The organism is Streptomyces sp. DSM 15324, from assembly GCF_001514285.1.
GTDB lineage: Bacteria > Actinomycetota > Actinomycetes > Streptomycetales > Streptomycetaceae > Streptomyces.
Genome location: NZ_KQ949029.1, coordinates 378,341 through 399,660, shown reverse-complemented (window position 1 = coordinate 399,660; position 21,320 = coordinate 378,341). Strand labels below are relative to the sequence as shown.

General features: G+C 73.8%; 18 protein-coding genes. 4 read left to right on the top strand and 14 right to left on the bottom strand.

The genetic code is table 11. The features are described from left to right. Window positions 1-16 precede the first annotated feature (16 nt). The 5 genes from AQJ58_RS23890 to AQJ58_RS23870 all read right to left on the bottom strand — a co-directional run bounded on the left by AQJ58_RS23890 (window position 17) and on the right by AQJ58_RS23870 (window position 5,095). Window positions 17-1,408 (bottom strand): NAD(P)/FAD-dependent oxidoreductase, encoded by a 1,392-nt coding sequence (locus AQJ58_RS23890; protein WP_067253211.1) that lies wholly within the window; start codon window positions 1,406-1,408, stop codon window positions 17-19. Further along, window positions 1,405-1,656, bottom strand: coding sequence for a ferredoxin (locus AQJ58_RS23885; protein ID WP_067253208.1), 252 nt, complete (start codon window positions 1,654-1,656; stop codon window positions 1,405-1,407). The genes AQJ58_RS23890 and AQJ58_RS23885 overlap by 4 nt, the downstream gene beginning before the upstream one ends. Window positions 1,657-1,768: 112 nt before the next feature. Next, window positions 1,769-2,410 (bottom strand): hypothetical protein, encoded by a 642-nt coding sequence (locus AQJ58_RS23880; protein ID WP_067253206.1) that lies wholly within the window; start codon window positions 2,408-2,410, stop codon window positions 1,769-1,771. 127 nt (window positions 2,411-2,537) lie between these two features. Further along, on the bottom strand, window positions 2,538-3,038 hold the full coding sequence (locus AQJ58_RS23875) for a GNAT family N-acetyltransferase (protein ID WP_067253205.1): 501 nt from the start codon (window positions 3,036-3,038) through the stop codon (window positions 2,538-2,540). Between the two features lie 47 nt (window positions 3,039-3,085). Then, the gene (locus tag AQJ58_RS23870) at window positions 3,086-5,095 is read right to left on the bottom strand and encodes a SpoIIE family protein phosphatase (RefSeq protein ID WP_234360258.1); all 2,010 of its coding nucleotides are present in this window, start codon (window positions 5,093-5,095) and stop codon (window positions 3,086-3,088) included. 238 nt (window positions 5,096-5,333) lie between these two features. On the opposite strand from AQJ58_RS23870, the gene AQJ58_RS23865 reads away from it, so the two are divergent. The 3 genes from AQJ58_RS23865 (at window position 5,334) to AQJ58_RS23855 (ending at window position 8,197) form a co-directional block, all read left to right on the top strand. Beyond that, entirely contained in the window at window positions 5,334-5,834 is a 501-nt protein-coding gene (locus AQJ58_RS23865; RefSeq protein WP_067253201.1) for a hypothetical protein, read from the top strand. 155 nt (window positions 5,835-5,989) lie between these two features. Beyond that, the gene (gene ctaD / locus AQJ58_RS23860) at window positions 5,990-7,654 is read left to right on the top strand and encodes an aa3-type cytochrome oxidase subunit I (RefSeq protein ID WP_420712179.1); all 1,665 of its coding nucleotides are present in this window, start codon (window positions 5,990-5,992) and stop codon (window positions 7,652-7,654) included. Window positions 7,655-7,657: 3 nt separating this feature from the next. Beyond that, window positions 7,658-8,197 carry a hypothetical protein gene (locus tag AQJ58_RS23855; protein ID WP_067253199.1) on the top strand — a complete coding sequence of 180 codons (540 nt, stop codon included), beginning with the start codon at window positions 7,658-7,660 and terminating at the stop codon, window positions 8,195-8,197. Window positions 8,198-8,551: 354 nt separating this feature from the next. Here AQJ58_RS23855 and AQJ58_RS23850 read toward each other — a convergent pair whose 3' ends face one another. From AQJ58_RS23850 to AQJ58_RS23820, 8 genes are all read right to left on the bottom strand, one after another. Further along, a complete protein-coding gene (locus tag AQJ58_RS23850) occupies window positions 8,552-10,237 on the bottom strand; it encodes a protein kinase domain-containing protein (RefSeq protein WP_067253197.1) in 1,686 nt (561 codons plus the stop codon). A gap of 137 nt (window positions 10,238-10,374) precedes the next feature. Next, complete coding sequence (locus AQJ58_RS23845; protein ID WP_067253195.1) at window positions 10,375-13,329, bottom strand: poly(A) polymerase; 2,955 nt, start codon at window positions 13,327-13,329, stop codon at window positions 10,375-10,377. Beyond that, window positions 13,329-15,122 (bottom strand): RNA ligase family protein, encoded by a 1,794-nt coding sequence (locus tag AQJ58_RS23840; protein WP_067253193.1) that lies wholly within the window; start codon window positions 15,120-15,122, stop codon window positions 13,329-13,331. The genes AQJ58_RS23845 and AQJ58_RS23840 overlap by 1 nt, the downstream gene beginning before the upstream one ends. 122 nt (window positions 15,123-15,244) lie before the next feature. Beyond that, window positions 15,245-15,700 carry an Lrp/AsnC family transcriptional regulator gene (locus AQJ58_RS23835; protein WP_067253192.1) on the bottom strand — a complete coding sequence of 152 codons (456 nt, stop codon included), beginning with the start codon at window positions 15,698-15,700 and terminating at the stop codon, window positions 15,245-15,247. Between the two features lie 82 nt (window positions 15,701-15,782). Next, entirely contained in the window at window positions 15,783-16,682 is a 900-nt protein-coding gene (locus AQJ58_RS23830) for an amidohydrolase family protein (protein WP_067253190.1), read from the bottom strand. Window positions 16,683-17,013: 331 nt separating this feature from the next. Further along, window positions 17,014-17,373 carry a hypothetical protein gene (locus AQJ58_RS23825; protein ID WP_067253188.1) on the bottom strand — a complete coding sequence of 120 codons (360 nt, stop codon included), beginning with the start codon at window positions 17,371-17,373 and terminating at the stop codon, window positions 17,014-17,016. Between the two features lie 226 nt (window positions 17,374-17,599). After that, on the bottom strand, window positions 17,600-17,836 hold the full coding sequence (locus AQJ58_RS44685; protein WP_079079139.1) for a hypothetical protein: 237 nt from the start codon (window positions 17,834-17,836) through the stop codon (window positions 17,600-17,602). A gap of 274 nt (window positions 17,837-18,110) precedes the next feature. Then, window positions 18,111-18,764 (bottom strand): TetR/AcrR family transcriptional regulator C-terminal domain-containing protein, encoded by a 654-nt coding sequence (locus tag AQJ58_RS23820; protein ID WP_067253187.1) that lies wholly within the window; start codon window positions 18,762-18,764, stop codon window positions 18,111-18,113. A gap of 107 nt (window positions 18,765-18,871) precedes the next feature. Here AQJ58_RS23820 and AQJ58_RS23815 point away from each other — a divergent pair, with 107 nt between their 5' ends. Continuing rightward, window positions 18,872-20,389, top strand: a complete 1,518-nt coding sequence (locus AQJ58_RS23815; protein WP_067253185.1) for an FAD-dependent monooxygenase — start codon at window positions 18,872-18,874, stop codon at window positions 20,387-20,389. Between the two features lie 321 nt (window positions 20,390-20,710). On the opposite strand, the gene AQJ58_RS23810 is transcribed toward AQJ58_RS23815, so the two are convergent. Continuing rightward, complete coding sequence (locus tag AQJ58_RS23810; RefSeq protein WP_067253183.1) at window positions 20,711-21,133, bottom strand: SRPBCC family protein; 423 nt, start codon at window positions 21,131-21,133, stop codon at window positions 20,711-20,713. Between the last annotated feature and the right edge of the window lie 187 nt (window positions 21,134-21,320).

Genomic DNA, 21,320 nt, shown 5'->3' with positions numbered 1-21,320 from the left:
TCGTGGCCGGGGCGGGTCAGTGAGCGGGGGTGAACGTCAGCCGGCGGTCGGCCGGCGAGTAGCCGCTGAGGGTCACGGTGGGTCCGTGGGTCGGCACCGACGGGTCGGGGAAGTCCGCGTCGAGCGGCCGCCGTCCCTCCGAGCGCCGGTCGACCGTGGCGAACTCCGGCGGGAACGGCGCGGTCGTCTCGATCAGCCGCTGGTAGAACGGCAGCCAGCGGGCCTGGTCGAAGGAGACCGCGCCGATGATCCGCCCCTGGTAGCCGTACACGCCGACGAACCGGCGTTCCTCCAGCGACCCCTGGACGATCAGGATCTCCGTCCCCAGCGAGGGCACCCCGACCGACTTGATGTTCACCCCGAACTGCGAGGACCAGAAGGCCGGCACCTCCATGTGCGGGATCCGGTCGGTGCTCTCACTGAGCATGTTGTGGGCCGCCACCCGCGCCTGGGAGACGGCGTTGCCCCAGTGCTCCAGCGACAGGAACTGGTAGCCGAACAGCGGGTGCGGGCAGCGGGCGACGTCACCCGCCGCGAACACGTCGTCGGTGACGATCCCGCGGATGTCGAAGGCACGGCAGCCCGCGTCACAGGCGATCCCGCGCGGTCCCGCCCCGAGCCCCGACCCGGCCAGCCACTCGGTGTTGCGGGTGGCGCCGAGCGAGACGACCACCACGTCCGTCTCCACCGTCGAGCCGTCGGAGAGCCGGGCGGCCCGTACCCGCCCCGAGGCGTCGCCCTCCAGCGCCGTCACCATCATCCCGCAGCGCAGATCCACGCCGTGCCGTCGCTGCAACTCGGCGGCGACCGAGCCGACCACCCCGCCGAGCGCACCGACCAGGGGCGAGGCGCCGCGCTCGGCGACCGTGACGGCCAGACCGCGTTCCCGGCACGCGGCGGCGATCTCCGACCCGGTGAACCCGGCCCCGATGACCAGCACCCGCTTGGGCCCCGCCGCCAGCCGCCGTGCGAGCGCCGCGCCGTCGTCGCGGGTCCGCAGCACGAACACACCGTCCAGCTCCGCCTCCGCCTCGCGCGGCCACGGCCGGGCCCGCACTCCGGTGGCGATCAGCAGCCGGTCGTACGGCACCTCGTCGCCGTCGGCCAGCCGCACCCGCCGGCCCGCCATGTCCAGCCCGGTCGCGGCGACGCCGAGCCGCCAGGTCGCGTCGACCTCCGCCAGCCGGGGCAGCGCGGTCCGCTCGGCGGCCGCCCGCCCGAGCAGCACCGTCTTGGACAGCGGAGGCCGGTCGTACGGCTCGTGGGGTTCGTCCCCGATCAGCGTCAGGGAGCCCGCGAACCCCTTCTCGCGCAGGGTCTCCGCCGCCCGCAGACCCGCCAGCGACGCGCCGACCACGACGACCCGGCCCTCGCGCCGGAACCGTTCCAGGAACCCGTCCGCGCTCACCGGTCGGACACCGCCCCGGCCGCGGCGTCCGCCGGGTCCACGGCGTCCGCCGGCTCCACCGCGTCGACGAGCACGGCCTGCACCGGGCACGCCGCGGCGGCCTGCGCCAGCTTCTCCCGCTGCCCCTCGTCCGGCTCCGGGTCGTAGAGCAGCGCCTCGTCGCCGTGCATGGCGAAGACCCCGGGAGCGAGGAACGCGCACTGCGCGTAGCCCTGACAGCGGTTCAGATCGACGGCAATCCTCGGCACGGGTTCGGTCCTCTCCTACGGCCCTGTCGAGCCCCTGCTGCCAGCCTCGGGGGCCGTGGCACGGGCGGCGACGAGGAGCGGCCCGTTCGGGTGAGACCGGCGCCCGGCCCGCTTACGCCGAGGCGGCCCGCCGCCCCGCCGCCGAGGCGCGCCCGCCCCGCAGGATGTCCAGGCTGACGATCAGCGCCCAGACCGGGAAGACCAGCTCCGACCAGGGCAGCTGCGCCCCCACCAGCAGGAGCGTCAGACCCGCGGCGAACCCGAGGAGCACCAGGGGACGCGGCAGGACGCCGAGCCGGTGGCCGATGGTCGAGGTCGTCAGGATGAACACCGCGGCCATCCGCATCGCGTACGTGGTCAGCAGGGTGTAGGCGTAGTGGCGGCCGAAGGGGGAGTTCTGCTGGTTCTCGTCCAGCACGGTCACCGCCGCCGCGGCGCACCCGAACAGGGTGGCGACGAAGATCAGGCCGCTGCCGAGGAACACAGTGGACACGAACCGGTCCTCCGCGTCCCCGGCCTGCTCGCGCAGGGCCCCCATGAACCACAGGAACGCGATCCCGGCGTACGGCAGCAGGCCCAGCGCCGTCTGTACGGTCCTGCGCTGCGCCGCGTCGACCGTGATGTGGTGCCCGCCGGCCCCGCCGGGCAGGGCGGTCCGCAGCAGGACGATCGCCACGCCCAGCAGGATCGCGAACACGACACCGGCGATCCCGGCGGCCCGCGGTGTCCCGAGGCGCTCGCGCTTGTGCTCCATGGTCTCCCGCTCTCTCCGCACAGCTCTTGGGTCCAGACACCCGTGCCGCGGCGCGTTCCGCCACCGGGACCACTCGGGAGGGAGACAGCGGTGGGCCGTACAGGTCACCGCGCGGGGCCGCGACCCGTCAGAGGGCGCGCTCCATGCACACCAGCCGCTCGCGGCCGTCCCACGTCGGGACGACGGTGAAGCCGAGCCGCTCGTACAGCGCGATCGCCCCCGTCCGCCACTGCCACACCGACAGCCCCACCGTGCGCACGCCGCTCCGCCCGGCCTGCGCCAGCGCGGCCCCGACCAGCGCGGAGGCGACCCCTCGGCCCCGCTGCGCGGGCCGTGTCCACAGCCGTTTCACCTCGCACCGCCCGCCCACGGCCCCGGTCACCACCACACAGCCCACGGCGGCGCCCCCGCTCACCGCCACCAGCACCACGTCCCGCCCGAACGCGCCGAGCGGATCGCGGACCTCCGCCCGGTAGCGCTCCGGCAGCTCCTCCACCCGCTCGACACCCTCGCCCTTCTCCTCCTGGGTCCGCAGGTGGTAGGCGGCCAGCAGCCCGGAGAGCCCGCCGTCGGGAGAAAGGTCCTGCCCCGTCCAGCGGACGACGGCGATCTCGTGCTGATCGGTCATGCCGCCAGCATCACACGCCGCCCCGGCATTTCGCGGAGGCCCCCCGGTCACTGGGGGCGGGCCATCAGCACCGCCACGTCGTCCTGGGCGGGGTGCGGCAGCATCTGTTCGAGGACGCCGTCGCAGAGCGCGGCGAGCGACGGCGCGGGGCGCCGCAGGGCTCCGGCGAGGCGGTCCAGGCCCTGGTCGAGGTCGCTGCCGCGGGCCTCGATCAGCCCGTCGGTGTAGAGCACCAGCAGGCTGCCGGGCGGCAGCGGGACCTCCTCGGTCGCGAACCGCCGCCCCCCGGTGCCCAGCGGGGTGCCCGGGGAGCCGTCCAGGAAGCTGATCGCGCCGCCCGGGGTCACCACGGCCGGCGGCGGATGGCCGGCCCGGGCGATCAGACAGCCGCCGGTCGCCGGGTCGTGCACGGCGTACACGCAGGTCGCCATCTGGTCCTCGCCCATGTCGGCCACCACGGCGTCCAGCGAGCGCAGCATCCGGGCCGGACGGATGCCGTGCCGGGCCAGCGACCGCACCGCCGCACGGAGCTGGCCCATCACGGCCGCCGCATGGATGCCGTGGCCCATCACATCACCGATGACCAGCGCGGTCCGGTCGTCCGGCAGCGCGATCACGTCGTACCAGTCACCGCCGACGTCGTGCTCACTGGCGGGCAGGTACCGGCCGGTGAGATCGAGCCCGGGCACGTCCGGCAGCGCGCTGTTCGTCAGGCTGCGCTGGAGGGTGAGGGCCGCCGCCCGCTGCCGGGTGTACATCAGCGCGTTGTCGATGTTCAGGGCGGCACGCGCGGCCAGTTCGTCGATGAGCACGCCGTCCTGCTCGTCGAAGGGCTCCCGGCTGCGCAGCCGGGTCACCACGATCGCGCCCAGCGCCTTGCCCCGGGCCACCAGCGGGACCAGTCGCGCCGAGCCCAGACTCATCAGATAGGCGCGCAGTTCGTCGGCGCGGGGGTCGGTGACCAGGGCCCGGACGTCCGACCGGTACAGGTTGGCGGGGCGGCCCTCGGTGATGACCCGCTCGTACAGGGAGCCCTGGGCCAGCCGGGACGTCAGGCCGGGGCGCAGCTTCGCCCGGGGCGCGGCGGGGTCGGTGAACAGGGCGGCCATGCGCCGGACCACGCCGTGCACGGCGTCGGTGGGCTCGTCGGGCGCCAACACCTCCTCCAGCAGCTGTACGTCGGCGGAGTCGGCGAGCTGGGGCACCAGCATCCGGACGATCTCCTCCGACGTCTGGTGCAGGTCCAGGGTGGTGCCGATCCTGGTGCCGGCCTCCGCCAGCAGCGCGAAGCGGCGCCGGGCGCGTTCCGCGTCGCGCTCGGCCTGCTGGCTCTCGGTGATGTCGATGAGGGACGCGATCAGCCCCAGGGTGCGGCCCGCGCCGTCGAGCAGCGGGGCGTAGGAGCACGACCAGGTCCGCTCCCGGTGCGGGTCGGCCGGGGTGCGGCCGCTGCGGCGGACGTCGACGACGGCCGTGCCCCGGTCGAGTACCTCCTGCATCGTCGACTCCAGGGCCAGCGCGTTGACCCCGGGCACGACCTCCGTGAGCCGCTTGCCCACGTGCTCGGCGGGGGAGACCCCGTTCATACGGGCGAGCGCCTCGTTGACGCGCAGGAAGCGCAGATCGGTGCCGAGTGTGGCCAGCCCGATCGGCGACTGGCTGAACAGGCTCTCCAGGGCCGCCAGCGAGTCCCGCATCCTGAGGACCTGGGAGGTCTCGACGGCGATCAGCATCGCCCCGGCCCGCCCGTCCGGACCGACGGCCGGGACGATCCACATCTCCATCGTGACCTGATGGCCGTCGCGATGGCGCACGGACAGGGTCCCGACGACCGTCTCCCCGCTGTGCACCCGGTACGTCAGCTCATCGGCCAGCTCACGGTTGCCCTCGGGCACCAGCAGCGCCGACGCGGGCCGGTCGAGGACGTCCTCGGCCCGGTACCCCAGCAGATCCTGGGCGGCGAGCGACCACTCCACGATCCGGCCGTCCGCGTCCTCCCGCCACAGCGCGATCGGCAGCAGCTCGCGCAGCACACCCGCGTACCCGACCGCCTCCAAGGGCCCTCCCGGCACCTGGCCCGTCCTCTGGGGAGCATCCACCGCATGACCTCACCCTGGACAACATTTCATACGAAATCACCATATCTGGAACCGTGGCGACCGCCGTGTCCGGCGGCCCCCGTGCCCGCCCCCGGCTCGCCGCGCCGAACGCTCCCGTTCAGGGCCGTTCGACCCTAGCCGGGCCCGCGGGGCCGTGACTTCACTGATCGCGTGGACCGGACGGAAGGAGCGGTGGATGATCGCGGTGGTGGGCCACGCCGACGTCACCTCGGAGAGCCTCGGGCTGATCGAGGCCGGGCTGGTGGCTCGGCTGCGGGGGGAGTCCGACGGCGGACCGGGAGTGGTGCGGGCCGGAGGAGGCGCCCCGCTGGCTTTCGCGCGGGCGCTGCGGGTGGCGGGGCGGGACCTGGTCGTGGTGATCCCCGCCAGTGGCATGGTGCCCGCCCTGCTGCCTGAACGGGACCGGGTGCCGACCGGGGAACTGCTGCTGCTCGCCCGGGAGGTGCGGCTGCTGACGTACGACCCCGGCGACCGCGACGCGTGCGTCGGCGCCGACGAGGAGATCGTCGCGGGCTGCCGACGCCTGGTGGCCGTATGGGACGGCTCGCCCTCCGACGGCCGGGACGCCACCGCGCACCTGGTGGCCTACGCCCGTGCCCGCGGCGTCGAGGTCGAGGTGCTCTGGCCGGCGGGCGCGAGCCGCACCACGCTGCGCGTGACGCCGCCCCGGCGGTGACGGCCGGGTCCCGGCCCGGGCGTCACGGGACCTTCGGGCCCCGGGGCCCGGGACCAGCCGGGGCCGTTCGACCCTACCGGCGCCTTCCTCGCCTGCGGTGATCTTGGCTCGGCGAGAAGCCGAGCCGACAGAGACCAAGGGGAGGACACACACCGGTGGACGAGGCACGTACGGAACTGGTGGAGAGAGCACCGGGAAGCGCCGCGGGGGCCCCGGCGCGGCCCTCCTGGGTGGAGTGGCTGACGACCACCGACCACAAGAGGATCGGCACGCTGTATCTGGTCAGCGCGTTCGTGTTCTTCCTCGTCGGCGGTGTCCTTGCGCTGCTGATGCGGGCCGAACTGGCCCGGCCCGGGCTCCAGTTGATGTCGAACGAACAGTTCAACCAGGCGTTCACGATGCACGGCTCGATCATGCTCCTGATGTTCGCGATGCCGCTGTTCACCGGGTTCGCCAACTGGATCATGCCGCTCCAGATCGGCGCCCCGGACGTCGCCTTCCCCCGGCTGAACATGCTGGCCTTCTGGCTCTTCCTGTTCGGTTCCTCCATCGCCGCCTTCGGCTTCCTCACACCGGGCGGGGCGGCGTCCTTCGGCTGGTTCCTCTACGCGCCGCTGTCGGACTCCGTGCACTCCCCGGGCCTCGGCGCCGACCTGTGGATCATGGGCGTTGCGCTGTCCGGTTTCGGCTCGATCGCCGGAGCCGTCAACTTCATCACCACGATCATCTGTATGCGCGCCCCCGGCATGACCATGTTCCGCATGCCGATCTTCACCTGGAACGTGCTGCTGACCGGCGTCCTGGTGCTGATCGTGTTCCCCGTGCTCGCGGCGGCCCTGTTCGCGCTGGAGTGCGACCGCAAGTTCGGCAGCCACGTCTTCGACGCGGCGAACGGCGGCGCCCTGCTCTGGCAGCACCTGTTCTGGTTCTTCGGCCATCCCGAGGTCTACATCCTGGCGCTGCCGTTCTTCGGGATCGTCTCCGAGGTGATCCCCGTCTTCAGCCGCAAGCCGATGTTCGGCTACATGGGGCTCGTCGCCGCGACCATCGCGATCGCCGGCCTGTCCGTGACCGTGTGGGCCCACCACATGTACGTCACCGGCGGGGTACTGCTGCCCTTCTTCTCCTTCATGACGTTCCTCATCGCCGTCCCGACCGGCGTGAAGTTCTTCAACTGGATCGGCACCATGTGGAAGGGCTCGCTGTCCTTCGAGACGCCGATGCTGTGGACCACGGGCTTCCTCGTCACGTTCGTCTTCGGCGGCCTCACCGGGGTGATCCTCGCGTCACCCCCGATGGACTTCCACCTCTCCGACTCGTACTTCGTCGTCGCCCACTTCCACTACACCGTCTTCGGTACGGTCGTGTACGCGATGTTCGCCGGCTTCCACTTCTGGTGGCCCAAGTTCACCGGCAGGATGCTCGACGAACGCCTCGGCAAGATCACCTTCTGGACACTCACGGCCGGCTTCCACCTCACCTTCCTGGTCCAGCACTGGCTCGGCGCGGAGGGCATGCCCCGCCGGTACGCCGACTACCTGGCCGCCGACGGCTTCACCGCCCTCAACACCCTGTCCACCCTCGGGGCGTTCCTGCTCGGCCTGTCGATCCTGCCGTTCCTCTACAACGTCTGGAAGACCGCCAAGTACGCCACGCCGGTCACCGGGGACGACCCCTGGGGGTACGGCCGCTCCCTGGAGTGGGCCACCTCCTGCCCGCCGCCGCGCCACAACTTCACCGCCCTGCCCCGCATCCGCAGCGAGTCGCCCGCCTTCGACCTGCACCACCCTGAGATCGCCGCGCTCGAGGCGGAGGTCTAGGCCGTGGCCCAGCCCGTCGCCGCTCTCGGCGTCGCGATGGTGACCGTGTCCGGCTGTGTCTGGTATCTGCCGGCCCTCGTCGACCTGCGGGCCGGCGCCGACCGCCCGGACTCCCGCCGCACCGCTGCGGCCGCCTGTCTCAGCGGCTGGAGCACGACCGCAGTGATCGCCCTGCTGCTGTTCCTGGCGGAGGCCTGGTGGGCGCCCGCAGCCGCGGCGGTCACCGGCACGGCCGTCACGGCGGTCCTGCGGGGCCGTGCGCTCGTCCAGCGGCGGCGCGAGGCACGGCAGACCGCGCGGGACTGGACGGAACTGTGCGCGGCCCCGGCTCCCGCCGGCCCCCGGCGGGGACCGCGCATCGTCGCCGGGCTCCTCGGCGGCGGGTTGTGCGCGGCGGCGGCCACCGCGGTACTCCGGTCCGCCCCGGCCGGGGAGGGCGGCCCGCACTGGCCCTCGCTCGCCCTGGCACCGGCCGGGATCGTCGCCGTGTCGGTCGTCCTCGCGGCCATCTGCGCGGGCCGGGCCCGCCGCAGGGCGCCGTAGGAGCGCAGGGGCGAGCGCGGCGCGAGGCCGGGGCCGGGGCGGACGGGTGCACCGGCCCCGGTCGCGGTCGCGTGGCGGGCACCCGGGGCCCGGCCGCCTTCGTACCGGGCCTCGCGGTCACGGCTCGGCCGTGTCCCGCCCGCTTCGACGGTCGCGGCGCAGGTCAGGGGCGCCCCAGCCGGTGAAGGCGCGGTAGAGGCCTGCGCGTTCGGCCGTCTCCGCCGGGCGCCTTCGCGTAAGCGCCTCGGAGGCGAAGCGGCGGTCGGTCCGCCGGACGACGATCCCCGGCAGGTCCCCACGTCCGCCCTGGCGGCCCGGTCGAGGGCCGTCCGGCCTCTGGGGCACCCGGCGCCCCTAGGTCGTTCGCTGGTCGGCCGTCACGAACCGCAGTCGGCGGCGGGGGCGGGGCGTGGCCGTGCGGCGGGCCCGGACTTCGAGGAGGGCGGCGGCGATCGCGGTCAGGCCCCAGGCGACCGAGAACACCCCGGTCTGGCCCTCGTCGTCGAAGGCCAGCCAGCCCACCCCCGTACCGCCCAGGGTCAGCGCGCAGGCCGCCGCGAGCGGGGAGGGGTCGCGGGGGCGCAGGGCGCGGACCAGACAGAGCACGGCGAGGGCGAGCAGCGGCGCGGCGAAGATCTCGACGCGGTCGATCCCGTCGTAGGACGCGCTGTAGTACTCACTGCTGTAGGAGTCGTAGTAGTAGAGCGAGCCGTACCCCGAGGAGTAGTCGGCGCCCCGGTCCATTCCGCCCGCCGTGACGCTCGCGACGGCCAGGGCCCCGGCGCCCCACCACAGGCAGGTCGAGGTGAGGGGGAACCAGCGGAACACCGCGAGCCCCAGCACGGCGGTGGCCGCCCACACGCCGATCAGCGGTTCGAGGGAGTCGTCGTACAGGTCCTGGTAGCCGAGGGTGACCACACCGGAGGCGACGAGGCCCAGCAGGGCGACGAGCCGTCCGGCGCCGACGGAGAAGCGCCGGGCGGGGGACGGGGTGCCGTCGGAGGCGGCCGGGCCGGGCCGCTCGCCCGGTGGCGGGCCGGACGGCCGCGGCGGTGCGGGCGCGGTGCGGGTCTCCTGCTGGGCCAGGGCCGTGTGCCCCGGTCCCGCCGGGGGATCGGCGGCCGTGCGGGCGGGCGGGACGGTGGGCGCGGGCGGCGCGGTCGGCGTGACCGGGGCCGAGGCGGCGGGCTGCCGGGTGGGAGCCGTCACCGGCGCGCCCAGCGCGGCGAGGGTCTCCGCCAGCGCCTCCCGCAGCTCCGCCGCGCTGCCGAGCCGCTCCTCGCGGTCCTTGGCCAGGGTGCGCAGCACGAGCGCGTCGACGCCGGCCGGGATCTGCGGTCGCAGCCGGGACGGCACGAGCGGTTCCTGGCTGATGTGCTGGTGCATCACCGCGAACGGCGAGTCGCCGACGAACGGCGGGCGGCCGGTCAGCAGTTCGTACAGCAGGCAGCCGGTGGAGTACTGGTCGGAGCGGCCGTCGACCGACCGCCCCGTGAGCTGTTCGGGGGAGAGGTAGGCGGGGGTGCCGACCGTCATGCCCGTGGCCGTGAGCCGGGTCGTGGTCTCCGCGACGACCTTGGCGATCCCGAAGTCCAGGACCTTGATGTCGCCCCCGGACGTCAGCATGACGTTGGACGGCTTGATGTCCCGGTGGATGAGGCCCTGGCCGTGGCTGTGGGCGAGGGCGTCGGCGATGTCCCTGCCGACGGACAGCGCCCGTTCGACCGTGAACGGCCCCTCGGTGAGCGCGTCCGTCAGGGTGCGCCCCTCGATGAACTCCATGACCAGGAACGGCGTCGTCCCGCCGTCCGTGGTGTCCTCCCCGACGTCGTGCAGCACCGCGACGTTGCGGTGGTTGAGCGAGGCGACCGTGCGCGCCTCCCGGCGGAACCGGACCCGGAACTCCTCGTGGCGGGTGAGCTCCGGCGGCAGGACCTTGACCGCCACCGTCCGGCCGAGCTCGCGGTCCGTGGCACGCCAGACCTCCCCCATGCCCCCGCGCCCCACGGCCTCGACCAGTTCGTATCTCTCCGCGAGCACCCGTATGACTCTGCCCCCCTGACGGCATGCGGCAGCCCGACGTCGTACCGGCTGCCGTGGATTCGCCCGCCACCCTACTGGCGAAAATCCGCCCTGGGGACATCTCGGGACTTACCGCACACATGTGCGTATTCTGATCACTTCGGCGTGGGCACCGCCCCGCCCTCGACGCACTCCCACTCGACCCCGGGCAGCCCCGTGAGCCAGCGGTCGGCGACGCTCGCGAGCCGCTCCGCGGCACGGGGCGAGGTGCGCCCGAGCCCGATCGCGTACCGCGCGGCCGCCGGCTCGTCGAGCAGCGTCCGCGGCCAGGCGTGGGCCTCCGTCACGCCCGACTCCGCCAGCGCCGTGAGCAGCGCCCGCATCCGCCCCCGTACCCGCCCGTTCAGCTCGTCGAGGTCCTCCGGGCGGCGGGCCCGGACCGTCACCACCGCCCAGGACGCGTGGCGCCGGTGCAGGGGCGGCGGGGACAGGAGCGCGGGCCGGGGATCCGTCCCGGTCCCGGCCGCCGTCTCCGCGATGTCCCAGGCCCGGTACAACTCCTGGCTCAGCAGATCCGCCGTAGCGGCGCCGACCTGTCCGGTGCAGGAGCGCACCGGCGCGCCGGGGGTCAGCACCGTCAGGGCGGCGCCGTCCTCGGACGCCGGGTCCTCCCCGGTGAGGGCGATCGGCGCCCGCCAGTCCCACGCGGCCCAGGTGCCGAAGAACCGCCGCAGCAGCTCGGCGTCGTCCGCGCCGTCCGGTGCCTCCCGGACCGTACGGGCCGCGAGCACCGCCCACGCCACCCCGGGCAGCCCGCCGAACGGGGCGGAGTCCAGCCCGCGCGCCCGCGCCCACGCCTTCACGACACGCGCCAGCGACGCGAACCCCGGCGCCCCCGTCGCGCCCACCGCCGCCAGGACCGCGTCGGCGTCGGACACCGCGCTCAGGGCGATGGCCGCGGCCTCGCCCAGTTCGGCCCGTCGCGCCACCGCCTCCCGGGGCGGCACCGACCCCGTGCCCACGACCACCAGGTCCACGTCGAGCCCCTCGGCCCGCAGCCGCAGCCCCGGCACCCGCGCGCCGACGACCTCCCGCACCCGCGCCGCCTCCGGCAGCGCCGCCGTGACCCGCTCCCGTACGGCCGCGAGGTCGACCGCCCCCGGCAGCGCGGCCACCACGTCGAGGTCGGCGCCCGCGAGCGCGCAGCCCATGCGCCGGGACCCGGCCACCTCGACGGTGCCTTCGGCGAACGCGTCCGTCAGGCGCCGTACGACCCGCTCGGCCGCCGCCCCGTCCGCGTCGGGCCGGACCTCCCGCCCGGGGGCGGGGCCGGCCCAGGCCGCCCAGTCCCGGTCGGGGCGGCCGACGGCGGGCTCGGGCAGCCAGCGCACCTCACCGGTGCCGAGCGCGACCGTGGCCCGCGGCCGCATCGGTTCGGTGCCGCGCCGGGACAGCAGGACCAGTTCGCCGACCCGCGCCGTCATGGGCGAGAGCCGGGCCGCGCAGTCGGCCTCGACCGCGTGCGGGTCGCCGGTCCGGCCGAGACTCAGATGCGGGGTGAAGCCCTCATGGCGTCCCCGGCAGCGCGGGAAGCGCCGTACGAGGGCCTGCCACAGCTCCGCCCACGGCGTCTCGTCGGCCGCGGCCGGGTCCAGCCACACCGTGGCGCCGTGCCGGTGCCCGAAGGTGTGCAGCCCGTCGAGCCGGGCCGTGAACGGCTGGACCTGAGCGGCGGCCGTGGCCAGCAGCGGCGCCGCCCGCTCGAACTCCGCCTCGGGGACGAACCCGAAGAGCACGTTGACGTGCGGCGGCCAGCGCCGGATCTGCACGTCGTGGTCGCGGCGCACGTCCTGGATCGCGGGCCACAGGTCACGCGGCGGCACCCAGGCGAGCGCCGTGCGCGGCGTCGGCGCGAGGTCGAGCACGTCGACGGGCGCACCGGTGCCGCAGTACAGGTCGGCGGCGACCCCGTAGTGGTCGGAGGCGTACAGCCCCTGCGGGGTGGGGGTGTCGCCGAGCAGGGCGGCGCCGGTCACGCGCGGGCCGTCGGCGGCGCGGACGAAGACCCGGTCGAGGCGGGAGGCCCGGCCGCTGAGCGAGGAGACGGCGGCCAGCGGGTTCACGCCCGGGTCGAAGGTGGGGGAGTCGTCGCCCGGCCCGTGGGTCTCGGTCCAGGCGTCGAGCATGCCGAGGGTGCGCGCCGGGCCGGGCCCGCCGTCGTTGAAGTCGCCGACCAGGACCAGGCCGCCCGTGACACCCGAGAGTCCCTCGGCCAGCCGGGTCAGCTCGGCGGCGCGCCGGGCCGGTCCGTCCTCGGAGTGGTCGCTCGTCAGATGGGTGGCGGCCACGGTCAGCGGACCCGACGCGGTGTCCACGACGAGGGCGGTGACGGCCTTGTGGTGCCCGAGGACGTGCACGGCCCCCTCCCGCACGGGCAGCCGGCTGAGCAGCAGCAGACCGCAGTCGTCGACGTCCTTGCCGTAGGGGTCGGTGGCCAGCGTGTAGCCCGCCCGTGTCCAGTCGGCGACCAGCAGCATGGTCAGCAGCCCCGCCTCGACCTCCTGGAGGGCGATGACGTCCGCGTCGGCGCGCTCCAGCGCCTCGAGCAGCAGCGGGCGGCGCCGGGCGGTGTCGATGCGGTGGCTGTCGTAGCGGTCCCAGAGCGTGTTCCAGGTGAGGATCCGCACCCGGTCGTGCCCCGTGTCCGGCGCCGAGGGCGGGGACGGCGGGGACGGCGGGGACGGCGGGGACGGCGGGGACGGCCGGGGCGGCCGGGGCGGCGGCGCGGGCCGCCAGCGCCCGGCCGTCGCGTCCCAGGCGTGCGGGGTGCGCGCCGTGAAGAAGGGCGCCCGCAGCCGTCGCGCCTCCCGCACCCGGCCGGCGCCGGAGGTGTCGATACGGTCCACCCCGGTGGCGCGGTCCCACACCAGCTCGCCGTCCGCCTCCACGAACAGCACCCGGTGCCAGGGGATCTCGCCGCCCGGCACGAACGCCGGCAGCGGCACCCGCTTCGGCGCGGCCTGGCGCTGGTTGATGCCGAGCACGAACCGCGCCGGGTCGAACCGCGGATCCCAGCGCACCCGGTGGTAGATCTCCTCGCTGGTACGCATCAGGCGTCCTCCCCCTCCAGTGTGCCGTCACGGTCCTGCACGGTCCCGTCCGCGCCGACGTACCAGGTCCGGTGCGCCTGGCCGGGGTACGGCGGCACGAACCGGCGCAGCTGCCCCGCCAGCACGCCGGCCGGTACCGGATGCGCCCGCCCGGCGTTGCGTCGTACCAGCTCGTCCTCGGCCGTGACCAGCACGGCGTGGGTGACCAGCGCGTCGCGGCGGCGGGCCACCGCGTGCACCAGGGAGCGCTGGTGCGGGTTGAGCGAGGTGGCGTCCCACACCACCACCCGCCCGGCACCGTCCGCGAGCGCCCGGTCCAGCCGGTCCAGGCCCTCCCGCAGCACCTCCCCGTTGGCCTTCTGGTCGGCCCGGTCACCGCGCGCCTCCCGCAGCCCGTCCAGCGAGACGTACGCCGAGACACCCTCCAGCCGTGCCGCGAAGGCGCTCTTGCCGCTTCCGGACGGCCCCACGAACTGCACCAGCCGGGGCGACTCCCCGCCCCGCCAGCGCCAGGTCGCCGCGACGGCCTCCGCCACCGTGCCGACGCGCCCCCGCGCGTACGCCTCCCGTGTCTCCGCCCAGCAGCGGTCCGCCGCCGCACCGCCGATCCCGTCGGACTCCAGCGCCTCGCGCAGCCCCGACCGCAGCGCCCCGAGCGGCGCCTCGCCCAGCAGCCCGGCCTCCTGCGCGTGCAGCGCCGACCACTCGACCTGCTCACGTGCCTCGTCGTCCCCGGCGACCGTCCCCGCGACCGCGTGCAGCACCCCGAGATCGGCCGCGAACGACATCCGCACGAGCCCCGCCCGCCGCTCCCCGTCCGGGTAGGGCCGCTGCAGACCGCCGTGCAGCCCCACCAGGTCGGCGACCCGCCGAGCCAGCGGCACCCCCAGCGTCCCGGCGGCCCCGCTCAGCAGCCTCGCCCGCGGGATGCGGTGCAGCAGCGCGGCCAGCACGCCCGCGAGCCGCGCGTCGCCGCCCCGGCCGAGACCGTCCAGCCGGGCGGCCACCTCGGCGGCGGCGACCGCGTCGAAGGCCGCACCGGAGCGGTCGGCCGCACCCGGGTCGGCGTGTGCATCGCCGCTCGCCGTCGCGCCGGGGCAGGCCTCGCCGAGATACGCGGCCAGCGCCTCCGCATCGGGTGCCGCCCCCGACCGTACGGCCCACAGCGGTGCCGTGGAGCCCAGCCCGTTCGCCACCACCGCCGAGTGCATCCAGTGCGTGTCCGTCGTGACATGCCCGGACCGCACCCACTTGGCCACCCGCCCGGCGAACTCCGCCCGTGCGAAGCCCTCCACGGTCCGTACGACGAACCCCTCCTGCCGTCCCGTCTCCACCCGCAGCCGCCGCAGCGCCCGTTCGTCGAACACCCCGCGCCACAGCACCGGCGGCACCGGCACCCCCAGCCCGCGCAGGAACCGCACGGTCTCGTCCCAGCCCAGACACCGGTCGCGGGCGTCCCACACGGAGAAGCCGTAGAAGTACCCGTCCAGGCTGTCGTACGGCAGGGAGTGGCGGGCGTACATGTTCTCGCCGCACACCCGCCAGCCCGCCGGTATCCGCGCCCCCACCCGCCCCTGGAGCGCCTTGACCCACGCCCGCGACGGATGGTGCGCCGAATCCACGGACCGCGCGTGCAGCCCGTCCGCGTACAGCGTGGTGTTCTCCCCGTCGAGCTTCTCGGTGACGACGACCTCCCGCCCGACGAACCCCCCGAGGCCTCCGGCCCGCACATCGTCGGTGGAGACACCGGGTGACCAGGGAAGATGTGGTGTTCGGGGATAGGCGGTGCGCATGGCGGCCACTATAGGAGCGCGGGAATCCGGGCCTCCAACGGTTTACGAGCTGGTACGGGCGACACGGTGGCCCACGCCGTCAGTTCCTCGCCGGCCGCGGGGCCGGGGCGCTTTCGCGTCCCTCAGTGGCCCACCTGGCGCCGGGGCAGCGGGGAGGAGTACACGACACTGGTCGTGACGGAGCCCAGGGCGCCGATGCGGCCGGTGGCCTCTTCCAGGTGGCGCATGGAGCGTGCCGCGACCTTGAGGACGAAACAGTCGTCGCCGGTCACATGGTGGGCCTCCAGGATCTCCGGCATCGCCTCGACCAGGTCGTGGAAGGGCTTGTAGTTCCCGTTCGGGTAGCGCAGCCGCACGAACGCCAGGATCGTCAGGCCGACCTTCTCCGGGTCCACGACCGCCGTGTACCCGCTGATGATCCCCGCCTCCTCCAGCCGGCGCACCCGCTCGGTGACGGCACTGGGCGACATGGAGACGGCCCGCGCCAGATCGGCGAAGCTGGCCCGGCCGTCGCGCTGGAGGACGTCGAGGATGCGCCAGTCGACGGCGTCGGGGGTGAACGGGGAAAGCGCGGTCATGGCGGAGAAGTAGCACGGAATCCCCGGTCGGAGCAACCGAACGCCGTGGGCCCGCCGGTCCATCGTGGGGGGAGGGCCGGACTCACTCCAGCCCGAACAGGCGCGCCCCGTTGTCGTGGCAGACGCCCCGCAGCCACGCGTCGCCGAGCCCCAGGCGCTCCAGCGCCCGCAGCTGATGGACGTACGGATAGGGGATGTTGGGGAAGTCGCTGCCGAGCAGGACGCGGTCGGCGAGATCGGCGAGCCGGGACAGGGCGTCCTGGGGGAACGGGGCGAAGCGGTCCCCGAAGTCGGTGAAGGCCATCGTGGTGTCCAGCCTGACCTCCGGGTACCGCTCGGCGAGACTCAGGAAGTCCTCGTACTCGGGCATCCCCATGTGCGCGACGATCAGCCGCAGTCGGGGATGGCGGGCGAGGACCCGCTCCACCCGCTCGGGCCCGGTGTACTTGCCCGGCGCGGGACCCGAACCGCAGTGGATCACGAGGGGGACGCCGGCCTCGGCGAGCAGTCCCCAGGCGGGGTCGAGGAGGTCGTCGGCCGGGTCGTACGCCCCCACCTGGACATGAGCCTTGAAGACGCGCGCGCCCGACTCGACCGCCTCCCTGACGTACGACTCGACGCCCGGCTCGGGGAAGAGGGTCGAGGTGTGCAGGCAGCCGGGGGTGCGGCGGGCGAAGTCGGCGGCCCAGTCGTTCAGCCACCGGGCCATCTCTCCCTTGTGCGGATAGACCATCGACGTGAAGGCGCGGACGCCGAAGTCCCGGAGCACGGCGAGGCGTTCGGCCTCCCCGGCGCGGTAGGTGATGGGCCACTCGACACCCCCGGTCCGCGGGCCGAGCGCGTCGAAGTAGTCCCACACCTTGCGCAGCACGTTCTCGGGCATGAAGTGGACATGGACGTCGACGAGTCCGGGCAGCCCCAGCCGCTCCTGGAACCGCCGTACCGCGACCGCCTCGCTCGCCCAGTCGTGTGTGTCCGTCATGTGTTCCTCTCGGAGTCGTCGCAGTCGTCGCAGTCGTCGCGGGTCGTAGCGGTCGTCGCGGTCGTGGTGGGCAGGGCGGGGCGAACGATGCGCTCGGCGTCGGCTCCGGCAGTGCGGCCAGGAGCCGGGCGACGCCGGGCCGGCGAGCTGACACCGGGCGAGCCGGCCGTGCCTACGACATCCTCGGCGACGGCGGAGTGTCAAGAAGCTCCCCGCAATCCGAATGGGGCGACGGAGCCCGGTGTTCTCCGTGAGGGGGAGCGCCGGGCCCGCGATGCACGGCGCCCCGCCGCCGGAGGTCCGGGGCGGGGCGCTGGAGGGGGCTGGGGCGTCAGTTGGCGCAGATCGCGTAGACGCTGATGCCGACGTCGCTGTAGGCCCTCTGCCTGCCGAGGGCGATCCAGCCCGATCCGTCGGGGGTGGGGAAACTGCCCACGAGGATCGCGTCGTTGCCCTGGGCTTCGGCTCCGCCGCCGATGACGTGCTTGCCGGGCGGGCAGTAGACGGTGCGGCGCTGGAAGTTCGGCACGGTGGCGTTGGGGAGCGCGACGATCTGGTAGCCGTCGACGACGCGGGTCTGCGCGGACTTGGTGGTGGGGGCGTGTTCGGGGGCTGCTTGGGCGGCCCATCCGGCTCCGGCGGCGATGGTGAGCGCCAGTGCTCCGGCGGTGAGGGCCGTCTTTGCTCGCATGTGTCTCCTCCTGGTCGCGGGTGCTCGTGTCGGCATTCCGCTACGAGACGTAACCATGCCGTATACGGAGCGTGCCGATCGGGCTGTTGAGGGGCAAACGCCCTGATCGTGGGAGGTGGATGCGCGGAGCGCGGGAGGGGCGTGGAAGGCGGTTATCCCTCGTCGGTCGCGCCGTTCATCGAGGGCCGCCGCGCCCGCGGCCACCTGCTCACCGCCCCGGCCGCGCTCACCGCGTACGTCGAAGCGATCCTCTGAGGTCCTCATGCGTGTTGCGTTCGGCGGCGGCATGCCACCAGCGGGGCGGGGACGGGCCGATGACTTCGGCGGTGGGTTGGTCGGGGTGCAGCCCGAGCCGCCGTAGTGCGTCGGCGTGAACGCGGATGTCGAACCAGCCGTGCCGGCGGCCGTCAGGACCGATGCCGCAGGCAAGTCCCCAGCGGAGGTCGTCCTGTTCGAAGGGCATCCAGTCGATGCCGCGGTCGCGCAGTCAAGCGCGCGCGGCCGCCATCGGCCGGAGACAGCCAGGCAGGTTCTCGTAGGCCGCGACGGTGATCCAGTCAGCGCTCGACGTGTCCATGAAGTCCATGATGCCGGGCGGTCACCCGCGTTGCCTGCCGTCGGCGTCGGAGGCCGCGCGGGGAAGCGGATGGGTGGCCCCGGTCTGCGTCGGCCTGCGTCGTCTCCACGCGCGCGAACGACTCCGATGCGGCGGGCTCGAGAGGCCGCCCGCCCCGGGGTCAGCCGCGCTCCCGTTCCTCCCTTGCGGCGCGCAGACCGAGCACGAGGAGGCGCAGCCCGTTTTCGAAGCCGGCGTCGCCGTCCACGCCGAGCAGGTCGCTCGACGCCTGGGCGGTGAGGGGGAAGCGTTCGGCATCGATCATCCCGGCGAGCCGCTCGGGTGCGTAGGGGTTGTCGTCGCCGTACGCCGCGCTGGTGTGGGCCTGTTCCTCGATGGTGCAGCCGATGGTGTAGTGCAGGACTGCCGGGACGCCGCGTGCCGCCTCGCTGAGGGTGAAGCCGGCATCCCGCAGGGTCCGCAGGTGCAGCTCCACCGCCCGGTGCACGGCCGGGTGGTTCACGTAGGTGCCGGCGAGGAGGCGTGCTCCGTCCCGGTGGCTCAGCATCGCCTGGCGCAGGTGGCGGGCCCAGTCGGCGAGCCAGTCCTCCCAGGAGGAGCCGTCGGGGGGTGACTCCAGTCTCTCGGCCGCCTCGACGTAGACCAGGGTGGCCATGGCGTCGAGCAGTTCCTGCTTGTTCTTGATGTGCCAGTAGAGGGTGGGGGCTCGTACGCCGAGGTCCTGGGCGACAAGGCGCATGGTGAGCCCGTCGAGGCCGACGTCGTCGAGCAGTCCCAATGCCGCCCGGGCGATCACCTCGGAGTTGATCTTCATTCCGTTCCCGCCTTCCTGGACCCTTGACACTCTAACACTGTTAGAGGCATTCTCTAACGCCGTTAGAGGCGGCGGCTGGAAGCCGCACCGGAACAGGGGGAATCCAGATGACCGACACCGAGACGGACACGGATGTGGTGATCGCGGGCGCCGGACCGACGGGCCTGATGCTCGCCTGCGAACTGCGGCTGGCCGGGGTCGACGTGGTGGTGGCCGACCGGCTCGCCGCGCGGACCGGTGAGTCGCGGGCAGGCGGGATGCACGCCCGGACCATGGAGGTGCTGGACCAGCGGGGCGTCCTGGACCGCTTCCTGGCGGCCGGCGTACCGCGCCCGATAGGCCACTTCTCGGGGCTCCGGCTGGACTTCGACCGGTTCGAGACCAGGCATCCCCGGTCGCTGGTGCTCCTGCAGTCCCATATCGAGCGGCTCCTGGAGGAGTGGGCCACCGAACTCGGTGTGCGGGTGCGCTGGTCGTCAGAGGTGACCGGGATCCGCCGGCACGACACCGATGTCGAGGTCGAGGTCGCCGGACCGGACGGATCACGTTCGACACTGCGCGCCCACTACCTTGTGGGCTGCGACGGCGGGCGCAGCGCGGTGCGCAAGCTCGCGGGCATCGGCTTCCCCGGCACCCCGGCGACAGTGACCGCACTGCTCGGCGACGTCGAACTCACCGATCCGCCCGCCGAGTCGCTCTTCATGCAGCGGCAACCGGGCGGCGACTTCTCGGTGTTCGCCTTCGAGCCCGGCTGGTACCGGGTGATCACCACGGAGTACGGCCGGGTAGCCGACCAGAGCAAACCGGTGACGTTCGAGGAGCTGCGGAGTTCACTGCTGGGGATCGCGGGCACCGACTTCGGTATGCACAGCCCCCGTTGGGTCTCTCGCTTCGGTGACGCGGCCCGGCAGGCCGAGCGGTACCGGGAAGGCCGGGTGCTGCTGGCGGGCGACGCGGCGCACATCCACTTCCCGGCAGGCGGCCAGGGATTGAATCTGGGGGTCCAGGACGCGGTCAACCTCGGCTGGAAACTCGCCTCGGTGGTACGCGGCCGGGCGCCGGAAACCCTGCTGCACAGCTACCACGCCGAGCGGTATCCCGTAGCGGAACGGGTGCTGCACAACACCCGGGCGCAGACGGCGCTGACGCGTCCGGGCCCACAGACCGACGCGCTGCGCGACGTACTCCGTTCGCTCATCGCATACGACGACGTCAACCGGCACCTGGGCGGCATGATCACCGCCCTGGACCTCCGCTACCCCATGGGTGACGACCACCCGCTGACCGGCCGCCGGGTCCCCGACGTCGATCTGCGTACCGGTGACGGCCGCCGTCGCGTCTTCGACCTGCTGCGCACGGCGCGCCCCGTGCTGCTCGACCTCCGCGGTGACCTCGAACTCGCGGCCACGGCGGGGAGCTGGGCCGATCGCGTCGACCTGGTCGAGGCCCGGTCCGCGGCCGACCACTGGCCTGTCTGGCCGGTCGACGAGACTCCCGCCCCCGCCGCGCTCCTCATCCGCCCCGACGGCCACGTCGCCTGGACCGCCCCCGCCGGCACCACCCCCGACCCCGCCGCCCTCCGGACCGCCCTCACCACGTGGTTCGGCCCGGCCACGGCCGACTGATCGGTTTGAGGAGCCGCGGTACGTCGGCACACCCACCCGCGCGGTGGGTGCATCCGGGGAGGTGAGGGTCAGGGTGACCTGGTCGCCGGCGCGGGCGATGCCGACCCGGATGTCGCCCTTGACGGTCGGTGTGACCGTGTTGATCTTCGTAGCTCGGCTCCCGCGAGCGCGAGGTACAGGTCGCCCGGCCCCACGGGATGCTTCAGGTCCAGGGCGAGGATGAACAGCTCGTCCGCCGTGGTCGTGAACGGCTCCCCTCGGAGACATCGACAACGGTGCGTCATCGCCGACGGCGCCCGGTCGGCGATGACCGCCTCGCGGCTACACGGTGTGCAGGGGCTCTTTGAAGGACTTGCGGAACACCGGACCGGCGAAGGGAATGATCGAGGACTTCATCTTTGCTGTGAACGAGTCGGGGTGACGTTCGAGTCTGACGTCGACCCGAGTGCCGGAATCCGTGGGGGTCATCTGGAACTGCCAGCCCCCGGAGCCGAAGGGCACCGAATCCCGAGTGGTGACCGTGACCCTGTTCGCCGAGGGATCCCATTCGTAGCGTGCACGCTCCCACGACTTGTCGTTCCCCTCGGTCACCTCCGCCCAGGTGTCGCCCCGCTCGTGGACCTGGAAGTGCTCGGCATCGATGGAGGGCCACTCGTCGACACGTGAGGGGCTGAAGTTCGTCAGCACGTCCATCACCTCCTCCGGGCTCATCGAGGAATTCACATGGAAGTGGAGGGACGGCATGAGCTACTCCCTGGTTCGAGACGACCCTTGTCCGTCGGCGGCCACCGGTACGCACCTCGCGGGCGCCTGGCTCGCTTCGCCGACGCCGGTTCGCGGACCCGGCCCTGCCGAGGCTTCGTAAGGGCCTGCTGGACAGGCCCACTGTCGGGGCCGCTCACCTTTCAGAATGCACCTGGGCCCAGCACCG

Bases quoted from the DNA above. Each gene is read 5' to 3' on its own strand.
- AQJ58_RS23880 (WP_067253206.1), bottom strand. From the start codon at position 2,410: ATGGAGCACAAGCGCGAGCGCCTCGGGACACCGCGGGCCGCCGGGATC.
- AQJ58_RS23875 (WP_067253205.1), bottom strand. From the start codon at position 3,038: ATGACCGATCAGCACGAGATCGCCGTCGTCCGCTGGACGGGGCAGGAC.
- AQJ58_RS23865 (WP_067253201.1), top strand. From the start codon at position 5,334: ATGATCGCGGTGGTGGGCCACGCCGACGTCACCTCGGAGAGCCTCGGG.
- AQJ58_RS23845 (WP_067253195.1), bottom strand. From the start codon at position 13,329: ATGCGTACCAGCGAGGAGATCTACCACCGGGTGCGCTGGGATCCGCGG.
- AQJ58_RS23840 (WP_067253193.1), bottom strand. From the start codon at position 15,122: ATGCGCACCGCCTATCCCCGAACACCACATCTTCCCTGGTCACCCGGT.
- AQJ58_RS23835 (WP_067253192.1), bottom strand. From the start codon at position 15,700: ATGACCGCGCTTTCCCCGTTCACCCCCGACGCCGTCGACTGGCGCATC.
- AQJ58_RS23830 (WP_067253190.1), bottom strand. From the start codon at position 16,682: ATGACGGACACACACGACTGGGCGAGCGAGGCGGTCGCGGTACGGCGG.
- AQJ58_RS23825 (WP_067253188.1), bottom strand. From the start codon at position 17,373: ATGCGAGCAAAGACGGCCCTCACCGCCGGAGCACTGGCGCTCACCATC.
- AQJ58_RS44685 (WP_079079139.1), bottom strand. From the start codon at position 17,836: ATGCCCTTCGAACAGGACGACCTCCGCTGGGGACTTGCCTGCGGCATC.
- AQJ58_RS23820 (WP_067253187.1), bottom strand. From the start codon at position 18,764: ATGAAGATCAACTCCGAGGTGATCGCCCGGGCGGCATTGGGACTGCTC.
- AQJ58_RS23815 (WP_067253185.1), top strand. From the start codon at position 18,872: ATGACCGACACCGAGACGGACACGGATGTGGTGATCGCGGGCGCCGGA.
- AQJ58_RS23810 (WP_067253183.1), bottom strand. From the start codon at position 21,133: ATGCCGTCCCTCCACTTCCATGTGAATTCCTCGATGAGCCCGGAGGAG.